The sequence below is a fragment of the Bacillus sp. JZ34 genome, from assembly GCF_053903205.1.
The window spans coordinates 228,593-242,231 of record NZ_CP096403.1 but is presented as its reverse complement, the minus strand read 5'-3'; the positions used below and the strand labels follow the sequence as shown (position 1 = coordinate 242,231).

The following is a 13,639-nucleotide window of genomic DNA, read 5'->3' as shown; positions in this document are numbered from 1 at the left end:
CCTTTTGCGCACGTCCTTCATCTATGCTTTCATACAGCACCAGCTGATTGCACTGCGCATTTAACCTGCTTGCTGCCGTATCCCTCCCTGTCGAGCTATCTTTGAAACATCGCTCCCTCAGGCTTTTACGAATGGATGGAATATTTATTACTTAAAAATAAACAATAACGATACCTTGTTTATTCTATGAAAATCGAACCATACATTTGTTCAAACAAAGTACACAAAATTTGTGAAATGTTTCACAATATCCTGCTATACTTAGTTTGTATTTATGATAGATACTTCTTAAGTAAACACTTGATGGTGGTGGAAAACATGGAATCAAAATCACTTGTTCTAGTCGAAGAGCTTGCCTTAAAAAAGCAAAGCATCTTTATGCAAAGCCCGCTTCGTTATCTTTTACGAGCTATGCTGGCCAGTATGTTTATCGGGTTCGGAGTCATTGTAGCGTTTAAAACGGGGAATCTATTTTATGTTGAACATTCTCCGTTCACATATCCAATTGCAGCAATCACATTCGGGGGCGCCATCATTCTGATCGTCTATGGCGGAGGAGATTTATTTACGGGAAATACATTTTATTATACATTGGCTGCGCTTCGTAAAAAAATGCATTGGCCCGCTGTTATCAAGCTGTGGATGTTCAGCTATGCAGGAAATTTAATGGGCGCCGTGTTTTTCGCAGGCCTCATCTTTGCGACCGGTTTATTTAAGGATCCTTCTTCCACCGGCTTTATACTTAGCGTGGCGGAACATAAAATGAATACGCCGGTGACCGAATTGTTCTTCAAAGCGATTTTGTGTAACTGGCTAGTCTGCCTTGCGTTCTTTGTTCCGATGGCGCAAAAAGGAGACGGAGCGAAAATGTTCTCTATGATGCTGTTTGTTTTTACTTTCTTTATTTCCGGTTATGAACACAGCATCGCGAACATGGCCACTTTTGCCGTCTCTCTGGTCACCGAGCATCCGGATACGATTTCGATTGCAGGCGCAATCCATAACTTGATTCCGGTAACCCTCGGGAACCTGATCGGAGGCGCGTTTATGATGGGCTTCATGTACCACTATGCAAACAAGCCGGGCGGTGAAGAAATCATCAAATAAAAAGATTGTCCATTTTTAAAGGATTCTAAATATGCAGGTTCCCTTCATAAAATCGTGGTAACTTTAAAAATGGAGGTTCAGCAGATGCAAAGTTTTCATTCGCTTTGCCAGCAGTTTGGACATATTTTAAATGGGGAGCCGCACATTGAACACGGTGTCTGTTCTGTCAGCATCAAACGGAATTTGCGCGTCACGATTCAAGGAAGGCCAAGCCGTGGAGTCGGCATGGAAGAAGTCATGTTCGAGTCGCTCGATCAAAACGGAATCGCCTTGAATATGGCCGAAGTTGCCATTTTGCCTGAAGAAATTCCGTTGTTTACAAAAAAGCTTGTCGATCAAGGCATCATCATCAGCGCTCTCCACAATCATTGGATTTTTACAAAACCGAATATTTTATATATTCATTTTCAATCTGTAGAACCGCCGTTAACATTCGCAAGAAAAACAGCTGCCGCTTTATCCGTATTGCGATAAAGCAGCAGCTGTTTTCTTTATCCGTTCATTTTTCCCATTTCTGAAAGTGCGACCCTTTCGACTGCTTTGGCCACAATCTCGTGAACATCAGGATTCAGCGGATCAGGCACAAGATCGCCTTGTTTTGTGCAGGATGCGATCGCTTCGGCGGCCGCGACCAGCATTGGGTGGCTGATCGATTCCGCTCCGGCATTTAACACGCCCCTGAAAATACCGGGGAACCCCAGCACATTGTTGACAGACCGTCCATCCGCAGCGTAGGCTGCCCCGGCCTCAAGCGCATCCTCAGGCTCAATCTCCGGCTTCGGATTGGACAGAGCCAAAATCACCTGGCCTTCCCGAACCCATTTCTTATTGATCAATCCCGGAACGCCGGTTGTCGCGACGATGATATCGCAGCTTTCCATCAATTCTTCGATGCTTTCAGCCGCATGGCCGCCATAGTTCTCTAAACGCGCCATCGCCTCAAGCGATTTATCCGTTCCGATGACACGTTTTACCCCATATGCCATAAACATTCTGCAGATCGCGACCCCTGCCGCACCCAGGCCGATTTGGCCGACATGGGCCTGCTTCAGATCGACCCCTGCACTCTTGGCGGCTGAAATGGCGGCCGCCAGTGTCACCACCGCAGTACCGTGCTGGTCGTCATGCATGACCGGAATATTCAGGTCGTTTTTCAGGCGCTCTTCGATTTCAAAACAATGCGGTGAACCGATGTCTTCAAGCAAAATACCGCTAAATCCGGGCCCAATGTTTTTAACCGTCCGCACGATTTCGTCAGGATCATTCGTATCAAGCAGAATCGGAACTCCGCTGATGTCTGCAAGCTGGTCGAAAAGCGCGGCCTTCCCTTCCATAACAGGCATTCCCGCCACAGGCCCAATGTCTCCCAAGCCTAGGATGGCCGTACCGTCCGTTACAATTGCAACCGAATTGCCGATGCCTGTATAGATATTCGCTTTTTGCGGCTCTTCTTTAATAAGCTCGCACACATTCGCGACACCCGGCGTATACACCCGCCGCAGATCAGCGAGCGAGCGAATCGGCATCTTGCTTTTCACGCGGATTTTGCCGCCTTCATGTGCAGCCAGTACGTCATCTGAAACGGTATGAAGATGGATGCCTTCTTTTAAGTTGCGGATCACTTCAAGGATCTCGGTAAGCTGTTCTTCATGCTCAACTTGAACCGTAATGTTCCGCATCGTATAATTCGGCCCCACCTTGATCGTTTCAACCTCTCCGATATCACCGCCGGCAAGGCCGATCGCCGTTGTCACCTTTCCAAGGTTTCCTGGTGCTGAAGGGATTTCCAGCATCAAATTCCGAATAATATTGTTGCCATTCATAACAGAATACCTCCATCAATTGTTTTAAAATCGGCTACTGAACCGGCGAGTCTTTTTTATCGGTGTACCAAATAAATTTACCTGTGTATCCGTACAAAATCGCAAGGCCGATTGAAACAAAGCTCAGCCACATGAACGGCAGATAAGAGAAGGTTGACACGCCGAGAATCCCCGCCATATATATACCGTTGTCTGACCACGGCACCATGCCTGACGTCATCGTACCGCCGACTTCCGCGTTTCTGGAGAGCACCCTCCGGTCAATTCCGAGCTTGTCATAGCTTTTCTCCATAATTTTCGGTGTTAAAATGAGCGAGACGTACATCGCGCAGCCGAACACATTCGCCAGGAAAGCGACGATAATCGTCGAGAATGTGACGTCGCCGGCAGAAGTCAGCTTTTGCTGGAATTTGGACACGATCACTTTTAGAACGCCTAAGTGCTCCAAAAGGCCGCCAAAGCCCAGACCGAGAATGATAACGACGACCGAACCGAGCATGCCTTGAATTCCTCCGCGGTTTAAGAGCTCGTCCATAAATTTGATCCCGGTGTCGATGGAAAAGCCGTTGTATGCCGTGCCAAGTGCATCCGCAAAATTCATGCCTTGGAAGACCGCAGCCCAGATCGCCCCCAAAAGTGCGCCGATCGCGATCGTCGGCACAGACGGCTTTCTCATGGCCAAAAGAACGATAACGATAACAGCCGGAACAAGCATCCAAATATGAATATCAAACGTGTTTTGCAAAGAAGATTTCAAAAATTCGACTTTCTGCAAATCGACATTTTTACTACCGTAAATAAATCCGGTAATGGTGAACAACACCGCCGTGATCAAATAGGCGGGAACCGACAAATACAACATCGCTCTGACATGGGTAATCACTTCGACCTTTGAAAGGGATGACGCAAGCACTGTACTATCGGAAAGCGGTGATAATTTATCTCCGAAATAGGCGCCGGACAGCACGGCTCCGGCTACAAGCGGAAGCGGTAGCCCCAGCCCTTCACCGATTGCCATCATGGCGATCCCGGCCGTTCCTACAGTACCCCAAGACGTACCTGTGGCCACAGAGGTGATCGAACAAATAATGAGCGTGGCAAGCAGGAATATGCTCGGATGGATAAACTCAAGCCCGTAATAAATCAAAGTCGGCACAACACCGCCGGCTATCCATGTACCGATCAGAGCGCCGACGGCAATCAGGATCAATATCGCTTCGAGTCCGTTTGAAATTCCGTTTGTAATCGATTTTTGCAAATCTTCATACCGGTGCCCCAGGCGCAGACCGAGCAAAATCACTAAAAACCATGAAATAAACAATGCCAGCTGAATCGGCAGATCAAATTTGACTGTAAATGAACAAACTATCGCTAAAAATGCACCTAATACACAAATGATTTCCAACATTGATGGCAACCGTGCTGTTTTCAACCTAAATCCCCCTTGTTATTGAAACGCTTTCAAAATAAGCTACATAAAAATAGCAATCTGCTTCAATTTTTTCTTAAAAATTTAACTAACAACGAACAGTATACCACGAAAAAGGCTGACGCGGTACCACTTCACCGCTGTTGTCCTTTCTCTTCATAAAGTTATTGAAGGAAAGCGAAAACACTCTGTGTTTCTATCCCGGTAAAATGCTTCAGAGTGTTTTCGCGTACTGTTTTTTCAGCTTAATCCCGATTTAAAAGTTCAGCCCCGGCAATCCCCGGTTTTGTCATTTCATAAGGATTCAAAATCAGATCAAGCTCTTCTTCTGTCAACACATCGTTTTGAAGACAGAGATCGCGGACGGATTGCCCTGTTAAAATCGCTTCTCTTGCAATTCTTGCAGCTGCTTCGTAGCCAAGATGCGGGTTGACCGCAGTAATGACGCCTGCGCTTTTTTCTACATATGCCTTTAAGCGTTTTTCATTCGCTTCGATTCCTGCTACACAGTGATCGGTAAACGAACGGAATCCGTTGTTCATGATGCTGATGGACTGCAGGAGATTAAAGACGAGCACTGGCTCCATCACATTCAGTTCGAGCTGTCCGGCTTCAGAAGCGAGACAAATCGTATTGTCGTTTCCGATGACTTGGAATGCGATTTGGTTGATCAGCTCGGCCATAACCGGATTGACTTTCCCCGGCATGATGGATGAACCCGGCTGTCTTGCCGGAAGAGAAATCTCAGCAAGTCCTGCACGCGGACCTGATGCCATCAACCGAAGGTCGTTGGCGATTTTCGACATGTTCATCATGCATACTTTTAATGCAGCCGAAACTTCAGTGTACGCGTCCGTATTTTGCGTCGCATCCACCAGATGGTCAGCGCCGACTAGCGGAAGACCGCTGATCTCAGCCAAGTGCTTGACAACATTTTCAATATAGCGCGGATCCGCGTTCAATCCCGTTCCAACCGCGGTAGCGCCCATATTGACTTCATACAGATGCTGACGCGATTGTTTAATCCGTTTGATGTCGCGTTCAATCACGCGGCTGTAAGCTTCAAATTCCTGCCCAAGGCGGATCGGCACTGCGTCTTGAAGATGTGTGCGGCCCATTTTAATGACGTGGTCAAAGTCGCGCGCTTTTTTCTTAAACGCGTCAAGCATGTATTCCATTGTGTCCAGCAGCTTTTCCAGCTGCTTGAGCGTTGAAATGTGAATCGCCGTCGGGAATACGTCGTTTGTCGATTGAGACATGTTAACGTGCGTATTCGGACTCAGGTGAATATACTCGCCTTTGTTGTGGCCGAGCAGTTCAAGTGCACGGTTTCCGATGACTTCGTTCGCGTTCATATTCATTGAAGTTCCTGCGCCGCCTTGAATCGGATCAACGATGAATTGATCGTGCAGCTTTCCTTCAAGGATCTCATCAGCGGCTTGGACAATGGCATCTCCAAGGCCTTTATAAAGACGTTTTGTCTCCATGTTGGCAAGCGCGGCCGCTTTTTTCACCACTGCCAGCGCTTTGATCATTTCTTCGTGGACTTTATATCCTGTAATTGGAAAGTTCTCCGCTGCCCGCAATGTCTGAATACCGTAGTAGACATCGGCCGGAATCTTTTTTTCTCCGAGAAAATCCTTTTCCGTCCGGTATGTCATTTCAGTTTTCATTTTTTAACCCTGCTTTCTTTTTTTAGATGATGATATCGTCTGCAATTGGCGTTTCCATAATCTTTTTGACTTCAGCTTGTTGTCCGGTTTTTCCTAGTGCCCACATCAGCTTCGGAACGATCGCTTCGGTGTTCATATTCCTCGAGCGGATGATGGCATCTTGGTTTACCTTGCGGCCGACCTCGTAAATGCTCATATCCTCTCCTTCTTCAAGGCATTGTGTCGTAATAGCTACGACTACTCCGGAATCGATCAGCTCGTTCACTTTTTCTAAAATGTTTCTTTTCTCAAAAGGAATGCCGCCGCTTCCGTAGCTCTCAATCACAATACCTTTATATGAACCTTTCAGACAATCAAAAAACTCAGGCTTTAATCCGGGATGAAGCTTCACCAGACAAACATCGGTATTTAAGGAGGTATCGAGTTTCAAAGCGCCTGGCTTCACTTCGGGAACCCGTTTGTTATACTCGATCTCCTTGTCATGAATGAAAGCAACGTAAGGATAATTGATGCTTTCAAATGCATCGTAGCTTTTTGTTCTTAATTTGATCGCTCTCGTGCCTAAAATGACGCGGCCGTCAAAGACGACGTAAACTCCGCCGATACCGTCGCACGCGAAGCGGACCGCATCTTTAATATTTTTTTTCGCATCCGTTTTCTTAAATGTAATCGGAACTTGGGAACCTGTAATCGCAACAGGCTTATCAATATTCTGCAGCATGTATGAAAGCGCCGCCGAGGTGTAGGCCATCGTATCGGTTCCGTGCGTGATCACAAATCCGTCGTAGCTGCTGTAATTCTCATATACAGCCTCAGCCATCATCACCCAATGTTCAGGCTGCATGTTGGTGCTGTCTATATCCATTAAAGATTGGCAATCTATCGTATAATTAGAATGGTCATCAGATAAATAGTTGAGAAGCTCTTCCGCTTTAACCCCCGGAGCCAGTCCGTTTTCGCCTTCTACTGAAGCGATGGTCCCGCCGGTGGTCAACAGCAGTAACTTTTTCATGTGCTACACCTCTTTAAGAAGTAGTTGTTTTATACAGTATAAAGCATGTTTTGTTTTTACGAAGAAGGCTTGATACATCAGGAATGTATACGCTTTATGCGTACCTTCAATGCAATTATAGTCCTCAAATGTGAAATAATCAAGAAACTTTATTCATTTCGCGTACACTTTTGCTGATAATGTGCTATAATCACTGTGTATTAAAAGGAGCGTAAGATATGAATTTAGATCGATTAACAACACTGAGAAAAAATAAAAAATGGTCATTGCAATATACTGCCGACCGCCTCGGTATTGCGAAAAGCACTTACGCGGGCTATGAATCGGGCTACCGCCGCCCTTCTTTAGAGGCGCTTATCGAAATCGCTGATTTATTCAATACTTCCACTGATTTTTTGCTTGGCAGAGTTGACGATCCCCGGGATGAAAAGGCTAAAAACGAAGCCATTGAACTGACGGAATGGGATAAGCTCAAGCTGGCAGTCGACGGGACGCTTCTTTCCGAAGAAGAAATCAAGCAGATGGTTGCGTTTATCAAGGTCAAAAAAGAGCTGGATGCGGGGTAAAATGACAGCGGTTAACCGCATGCTGCAAGTGTTATAAAAAGAAAAAAACTTGACTGGCCTTTTTAGCCAGTCAAGTTTTTTTGCTTTTATTGATGTAAAAATTTCACACAAACCGCTTCAGGAGCAGGAACTCCGGACTGCAAATGCGTCAGCCGGCCCGTTGTCCGGTCTCTTTCAAACAATGTCAATGTCCCTGTTTCCTGGTTGGAAGCGATTAAAAATTGTTCTGAAGGATCAATCTCAAAGTCGCGCGGCCATTCCCCTTCAGTTGATACGTGTTCAACCAGGGAAAGTTCGCCCGAATACTCGTTGATGCTGAAGACGGCGATGCTGTCGTGTCCGCGGTTTGAAGCGTATACAAATTTGCCGTCTTTAGTGACATGGATGGCGCCGCCCTGGCTTGCACCGTCAAACCCTTCCGGCAATGCCGAAATGACTTGAATCTCCCTGAATTCACCCAAATCAGGATTGTATTCCAACACGATGACTTCATTGCTCAGCTCCGTTAATACATACGCATACTTTTCCTGCGGATGGAACTCAATATGCCTCGGCCCTGACCCCGGTGCAGTTGCGTGTTTTTTCACCGCTTCAAGCCGGTCCTCTTTCAATTGATACGTAATGATATGATCCGTACCGAGATCGACGGCTACTGCATACTTCTCATCAGGTGTGAATCCGGAATAATGAGTATGCGCTTTTTCCTGCCTCTCATGCGGTCCTGTTCCCTCATGCTGCACTTTTGCTGAAGGCTCAAGCAAGCCGCGGCTTTCATTTAAAGGGTATACCATGATCGTCCCGTTGTGGTAATTGGCGGACAGAACATAGCGGTTATTCTGATCGACGCTGACGTGGCAAGGCGATGGTCCTTCCCCGGCCTGCTGGTTGACGAAAGTCAGCTCTCCTGTGGAGCCGTCAACACGGTATGCGGCAACCCCGCCATTATCGCCGTCTTTGACCACTGCATAGAGCATTTCATTGTCTTTGGCGATATTCAAATATGTCGGACTGCCCAGCTTTGCTGCCGGCTTTGGCGTGCTTAACGCCTTTTTTTCCGTATCAAGCTCAAATGTATAAATCCCTTCGCTGTCTGCTTTTGTATATGTTCCGATATAGCCTCTGTATTTTGCCATTTGATCCTCTCCTTTTTTGACAGTCGTCCATTCCTATTTTAACTCACAGAAACTGAATTATCATGATCTGGTATGCAAAAACCTTAAGCGCTCACATGAAAAAAAATTTTTTATGATATTCTTAACTTAAGAGACCTTCACTGCCGCTTTTATAATGGAATCGCTCATTTTCGGCAGCGGAGACTTGTTCATAGGAGTGTTCAAAATGACGAAAATCATGATTGTCGAGGACAGCGAAGACATTCGGAAGCTTTTATGCGATCATTTAGAAAAATACGGATACGAAACTGTTGCAGCTACTGATTTCACCTCTATCCTTGAAATGTTTCTCCAAGAGAAGCCCGATCTGATATTGCTTGACATCAATCTGCCGGCATACGACGGGTACTACTGGTGCCGGCAAATCCGCCAGCATTCGACTTGTCCGATCATTTTCATTTCAGCGAGAAGCGGAGAAATGGATCAGGTCATGGCGATTGAAAACGGCGGCGATGATTATATAGAAAAGCCTTTTTCCTATGAAGTGGTGCTCGCTAAAATTAAAGGCCAAATTCGCAGGGCATTTGGAGAATACGCCGTTAAGCAAGGAGAAAAAGTGATTGAATTTGAAGGCGTTCAGCTGTTTGTCGAACGATTTGAGCTGCGCTGCCGGGATGAGAAGCTCGAGCTTTCAAAAAAGGAAAGCAAACTCTTGGAAGTGCTGCTTGAAAGAGGAGAAAAAGTGACAAGCAGAGACCGGTTGATGGAGAAGACATGGGAAACCGATACATTTATAGATGAAAACACGTTAAATGTCTATATTACAAGGATTCGCAAAAAATTGCGAAGCATGGACGTGCCCTTCTCAGTTGAATCCGTGCGGGGCGAAGGGTATCAGCTGAGGGCGAAATCATGAAGCTGTTCCTAAAAAACCATGCCGTTCTCATTCTTCTGTTTCTTTTTCAGGGCGGATTCGTGTTTTTTTACTATTGGTTTGCCGGCATGCAGACTTTCACCCACCTTTTTTACATTCTCGGCGTTCAGCTTCTGGCGCTGGCGCTTTATCTTTCGTACAAATGGTATGAAGAACACAGAGTCTACCAGTGGCTCGGCTCAGAACAAAAAGATACAGAAATTCCTTTTTTGGGGACGGCTGAATTTTGCTCAGAGCTCTATGAAAAACATATGGAGCTGAGCCGGCTCCACCACCGCAAAATACATGAGATGGAGTCCAAGCTGGAAGACAGGGTAACCTACATGAATCAATGGGTGCATCAGGTGAAAACACCGCTTTCCGTCATCAATCTGATCATCCAGGAAGAGGACGAACCCGTTTTTAAACAAATCAAAAAAGAAGTCCAGCAGATTGAATACGGACTGGAAACACTCCTCTATTCATCAAGGCTTGACCTGTTTGAAAAGGATTTTAAAATTGAAGCCGTGTCACTTGGCGAGCTGCTTCATTCTCAGATTCAGCGCTATAAACGCTATTTTATACAGCATCGGGTCTATCCAAATAAACAGGTTCCCGCTGAAGACGCCGTTATTTACTCCGATCGCAAATGGCTCAAGTTTGCCGTTGGCCAGGTTATCACCAACGCTGTGAAGTATTCGTCAGGAAAAAGCGAACGCATCGATATGACGATATTCCGTAATGGCGAACGCATCATCCTGGAAATCAAAGATTACGGAGTCGGAATTCCTTCACAAGATTTGAAAAGGGTATTTGAGCCTTATTACACCGGGGACAACGGACGACGCTTTCAGGAATCAACGGGCATCGGCCTCTACCTTGTAAAAGAGATTGCGGAAAAGCTCAATCATGATGTGAGCATCGCTTCAGAAGAAGGGAAAGGAACGACTGTGCAATTTTCGTTCCTTACAAAAATGTAAGTCTTCTTTAATAAAACCGCATAGCTCATCCATATCCTCCTTGATATGATTTGTTTACACAAACAAACGTGGCAAGGAGGATTTTTTATTTGGAATCCAAGTTTATGAAAAGAATCGACACAATCGATGATACGCTTTATGCGGAATCATTTTTATGATCGACTTCAGGGCAGGCGGACCCTCAGCCATCTGATCGCCCAAATAAACGTCACTTGTTCAGCGCTTCTACATGATCTTTTCCTTTTTGTTCGTCATTATCGACGCGCTGAACAAAAAACGAGGCCCGCCATACTTTGCTTCTGCACACCGGCCATTCAGCATTCCGGATGGGTACTGGAGTGGATGTGAAGAATCGCAACATATTGGAAGCGGGCACCCCTAAAAAGCACCGCAAAAGGAGGATATCATGACAGACATGCTGATCGTTAAAAACATCAATAAAACATATAAAGGACAAGTCTCTCATCAGGCTTTAAAAGATATTTCATTCAATGTCGAGGGCAGTGAGTTCACGGCGATCATGGGGCCGTCCGGCTCCGGAAAAACGACGCTTCTCAATATCATTTCGACGATTGACCGCCCCGATTCCGGCGACATTTTGATTCGTGGAGAAAATCCGCATCATCTGAAGAGGGCCAAGCTTGCCCACTTTCGCCGCAGACAGCTCGGATTCGTATTCCAGGATTTTAATTTGCTGGATACGCTGACGATCGGTGAAAATATCATGCTGCCCTTAACGCTTGAAAATAAACCGCTTTCCGTCATGGAAGATAAACTTCAGGCGATTGCTGAAAAACTCGGCATCGAACAACTTCTGAATAAACGGACGTTTGAAGTATCCGGCGGACAAAAGCAGCGGGCGGCCATCGCAAGAGCCGTCATTCATCAGCCCGCTCTCATCCTCGCCGACGAACCGACAGGAAACCTCGATTCGAAGGCGTCAAAAGACGTAATGGAAACGATGCAGCATCTTAATGAAAACGACAATGCCACGATATTGATGGTCACGCATGACCCCGTTGCCGCAAGTTATTGCCGGCGCGTCATTTTTATTAAAGACGGAACATTATTCAACGAAATCCACCGCGGCGCCAACCGCCAAATATTTTATGAAGAGATACTGAATGTGCTGTCCATGCTGGGAGGAAACGCCAATGACCTTTCTTCAGTTCGCTTATAAAAACGTCGTCCGGAATAAAAGAGCCTATCTTGCCTTCTTTTTAAGCAGCGCGTTTTCAGTGATGGTTTTTTTCACATTTGCGATGCTTTTGTTCCACCCCGCTTTAGAGAAAGGCTACTTAAACACCATTGCAAAGCGGGGATTATCGGTGGCTGAATGGATGATTTTCGCCTTTTCCATTCTGTTTGTGCTTTATTCCGTCAACGCCTTTCTCAAGTCGAGAAGCAGGGAATTCGGGATCCTCACCATCCAGGGAATCGCTCCGGGTCAATTGAGGAAGCTGATTACCGCAGAAAACATCATCATCGGCGTGCTCTCGATCGTTACAGGGATCATCGGCGGTCTGGTTTTTGCAAAAACATTTTTTACGATCGGCGCTTATATTCTGGAAATGGACGCTTTGCCATTGTATCTGCCTTGGAAAGCGCTGGCTCTCACAGCCGCCTGCTTTCTCATGCTGTTTATTTTGCTGTCGCAATTTACGGTTTTGTTTATTAAATCAAAAACCGTTACCAAGCTGATCAAAGGCACAGGGAAAATAAAACCTGAGCCAAAACCGTCTGTTATCTTTTCGGTCATCGGCATCGGCTGCCTCGGCTCAGGCTACTGGCTCGTATTGTTCGCCGACATCCATTTTCCCCAAGCCGTCACGATCTTAATTCTGACGATCATCGGGACTTATTTCTTCTTTCGCCAAAGCAGCATTTGGCTGTTGCGGCTCTTAAAAAAACGGAAGTCATTTTATTTGCGCGGAAAAAACGTGCTTTGGGTATCCGATCTTGTCTATCGGCTGAACGATAATGCCCGTCTGTTCTTTCTCGTTTGCATCATTTCAGCCGTCGCCTTTACCGCCACTGGCACATTGGTGATTTCCAAGACTTCTATCGGGAAATTGGATTCTCGATATGAGATAGAGTACTTATTATACAGCGGGAACCAAAAGGAACAGACACACGTTAAGCTGATCGAACAAAAGTTGAAGGACGGACATTTTTCATATGAAAAGGAAGTGACAAAAGGAATTTATATGAGCTATAGCCAGGGACCCTGGGTGCTCCTGACCTCTGAAGGCGAATTCCAAAAGCACTTTAAGTCAGATTCCGGCGAACTGAAAGACGGCGAGGCGATGTATTATCCGAACGCCATCGAGGCGAAAGAAAAGCCGGAAATTCCCAAGACCTTGAACATGTTAAACAAAGATTCGAAGCCGGCAAATGAACATCTAAAAGTGAAAGGTATTAAAAAACCGCTCATTTTGTTAAACAGCGTCGTTGTCGTAAACGGCAAAACCTTCGAAAAGCTGAAAAAACAAGGCGAATTCGTCACATTGTATGGCTATAACTACAACCGCTGGAAAGAGAGCCTTGATATGATCCAATCACTGGAAAAAGATCTTAGAGAAAAAGCTCCCAATATCCGATTTCAATTTGACGCAAAGGCCAGTACTTATTTTGAAACTGTTCAGCTTCCAAGCCTGAGTCTGTTTATCGGCCTTTTTATTGCGGTTCTCTTTTTTACGGCATCCGGAAGTTTTCTCTACTTCCGCCTGTTTACCGATCTTGAAGAAGATCAGCAGCGCTATCGGTCGCTTGCAAAAATCGGCCTGAGCGAAAAGGAAATGTCGCAGAGCGTGACGATTCAATTGGCCATCCTGTTCTTCTTTCCGTTCGCTCTTGCAGCAGTTCATACGTATTTTGCGATGAAGACGCTCGAGGCGCAGATTCTTGGTCATTTTGCAGCTCCGGTGTTGATGACGATAGGCGGATTTCTGACCTTCCAACTATTATTCTTTATGATCATTCGAAAAAGCTATTTGAAAAAATTAAAAGGATTTTTAAGGTGAT

At 45.8% G+C, this 13,639-nt stretch carries 12 protein-coding genes; 7 read left to right on the top strand and 5 right to left on the bottom strand.

All coding sequences use genetic code 11. The features are described from left to right. Nucleotides 1-318: 318 nt before the first annotated feature. The gene (locus M1D90_RS01140; RefSeq protein ID WP_145625370.1) at nucleotides 319-1,107 is read left to right on the top strand and encodes a formate/nitrite transporter family protein; all 789 of its coding nucleotides are present in this window, start codon (nucleotides 319-321) and stop codon (nucleotides 1,105-1,107) included. 84 nt (nucleotides 1,108-1,191) lie between these two features. Then, entirely contained in the window at nucleotides 1,192-1,581 is a 390-nt protein-coding gene (locus M1D90_RS01135) for a DUF1259 domain-containing protein (RefSeq protein ID WP_020453438.1), read from the top strand. 17 nt (nucleotides 1,582-1,598) lie between these two features. Here the strand turns inward: M1D90_RS01135 and M1D90_RS01130 are convergent, their stop codons facing one another. The 4 genes from M1D90_RS01130 to M1D90_RS01115 all read right to left on the bottom strand — a co-directional run bounded on the left by M1D90_RS01130 (nucleotide 1,599) and on the right by M1D90_RS01115 (nucleotide 7,044). Next, nucleotides 1,599-2,930, bottom strand: coding sequence for a malic enzyme-like NAD(P)-binding protein (locus tag M1D90_RS01130; RefSeq protein WP_456283085.1), 1,332 nt, complete (start codon nucleotides 2,928-2,930; stop codon nucleotides 1,599-1,601). Nucleotides 2,931-2,964: 34 nt separating this feature from the next. Further along, entirely contained in the window at nucleotides 2,965-4,362 is a 1,398-nt protein-coding gene (nhaC, locus tag M1D90_RS01125; protein ID WP_456283084.1) for a Na+/H+ antiporter NhaC, read from the bottom strand. 242 nt (nucleotides 4,363-4,604) lie between these two features. Further along, nucleotides 4,605-6,032: an aspartate ammonia-lyase gene (gene aspA, locus M1D90_RS01120; RefSeq protein ID WP_456283083.1), complete on the bottom strand. Its 1,428-nt coding sequence runs from the start codon at nucleotides 6,030-6,032 to the stop codon at nucleotides 4,605-4,607. Nucleotides 6,033-6,054: 22 nt separating this feature from the next. Beyond that, the gene (locus M1D90_RS01115; RefSeq protein WP_020453442.1) at nucleotides 6,055-7,044 is read right to left on the bottom strand and encodes an asparaginase; all 990 of its coding nucleotides are present in this window, start codon (nucleotides 7,042-7,044) and stop codon (nucleotides 6,055-6,057) included. Between the two features lie 218 nt (nucleotides 7,045-7,262). Here M1D90_RS01115 and M1D90_RS01110 point away from each other — a divergent pair, with 218 nt between their 5' ends. Next, nucleotides 7,263-7,610 (top strand): helix-turn-helix domain-containing protein, encoded by a 348-nt coding sequence (locus M1D90_RS01110; protein ID WP_020453443.1) that lies wholly within the window; start codon nucleotides 7,263-7,265, stop codon nucleotides 7,608-7,610. Nucleotides 7,611-7,696: 86 nt separating this feature from the next. Here M1D90_RS01110 and M1D90_RS01105 read toward each other — a convergent pair whose 3' ends face one another. Then, entirely contained in the window at nucleotides 7,697-8,743 is a 1,047-nt protein-coding gene (locus M1D90_RS01105) for a lactonase family protein (protein ID WP_095291340.1), read from the bottom strand. A 205-nt stretch (nucleotides 8,744-8,948) separates the two neighbouring features. Between M1D90_RS01105 and M1D90_RS01100 the strand changes: the two genes are divergently transcribed. From M1D90_RS01100 to M1D90_RS01085, 4 genes are all read left to right on the top strand, one after another. Beyond that, complete coding sequence (locus tag M1D90_RS01100; RefSeq protein WP_020453445.1) at nucleotides 8,949-9,638, top strand: response regulator transcription factor; 690 nt, start codon at nucleotides 8,949-8,951, stop codon at nucleotides 9,636-9,638. After that, the gene (locus tag M1D90_RS01095; RefSeq protein ID WP_456283082.1) at nucleotides 9,635-10,615 is read left to right on the top strand and encodes an ATP-binding protein; all 981 of its coding nucleotides are present in this window, start codon (nucleotides 9,635-9,637) and stop codon (nucleotides 10,613-10,615) included. Before M1D90_RS01100 ends, M1D90_RS01095 begins: the two co-directional genes overlap by 4 nt. A gap of 406 nt (nucleotides 10,616-11,021) precedes the next feature. After that, nucleotides 11,022-11,795 carry an ABC transporter ATP-binding protein gene (locus M1D90_RS01090; protein WP_020453447.1) on the top strand — a complete coding sequence of 258 codons (774 nt, stop codon included), beginning with the start codon at nucleotides 11,022-11,024 and terminating at the stop codon, nucleotides 11,793-11,795. Next, nucleotides 11,770-13,638: an FtsX-like permease family protein gene (locus tag M1D90_RS01085; RefSeq protein WP_456283081.1), complete on the top strand. Its 1,869-nt coding sequence runs from the start codon at nucleotides 11,770-11,772 to the stop codon at nucleotides 13,636-13,638. The genes M1D90_RS01090 and M1D90_RS01085 overlap by 26 nt, the downstream gene beginning before the upstream one ends. Nucleotide 13,639: the final 1 nt, after the last annotated feature.

Bases quoted from the DNA above. Each gene is read 5' to 3' on its own strand.
- M1D90_RS01140 (WP_145625370.1), top strand. From the start codon at position 319: ATGGAATCAAAATCACTTGTTCTAGTCGAAGAGCTTGCCTTAAAAAAG.
- M1D90_RS01135 (WP_020453438.1), top strand. From the start codon at position 1,192: ATGCAAAGTTTTCATTCGCTTTGCCAGCAGTTTGGACATATTTTAAAT.
- M1D90_RS01130 (WP_456283085.1), bottom strand. From the start codon at position 2,930: ATGAATGGCAACAATATTATTCGGAATTTGATGCTGGAAATCCCTTCA.
- aspA (WP_456283083.1), bottom strand. From the start codon at position 6,032: ATGAAAACTGAAATGACATACCGGACGGAAAAGGATTTTCTCGGAGAA.
- M1D90_RS01115 (WP_020453442.1), bottom strand. From the start codon at position 7,044: ATGAAAAAGTTACTGCTGTTGACCACCGGCGGGACCATCGCTTCAGTA.
- M1D90_RS01110 (WP_020453443.1), top strand. From the start codon at position 7,263: ATGAATTTAGATCGATTAACAACACTGAGAAAAAATAAAAAATGGTCA.
- M1D90_RS01105 (WP_095291340.1), bottom strand. From the start codon at position 8,743: ATGGCAAAATACAGAGGCTATATCGGAACATATACAAAAGCAGACAGC.
- M1D90_RS01100 (WP_020453445.1), top strand. From the start codon at position 8,949: ATGACGAAAATCATGATTGTCGAGGACAGCGAAGACATTCGGAAGCTT.
- M1D90_RS01095 (WP_456283082.1), top strand. From the start codon at position 9,635: ATGAAGCTGTTCCTAAAAAACCATGCCGTTCTCATTCTTCTGTTTCTT.
- M1D90_RS01090 (WP_020453447.1), top strand. From the start codon at position 11,022: ATGACAGACATGCTGATCGTTAAAAACATCAATAAAACATATAAAGGA.
- M1D90_RS01085 (WP_456283081.1), top strand. From the start codon at position 11,770: ATGACCTTTCTTCAGTTCGCTTATAAAAACGTCGTCCGGAATAAAAGA.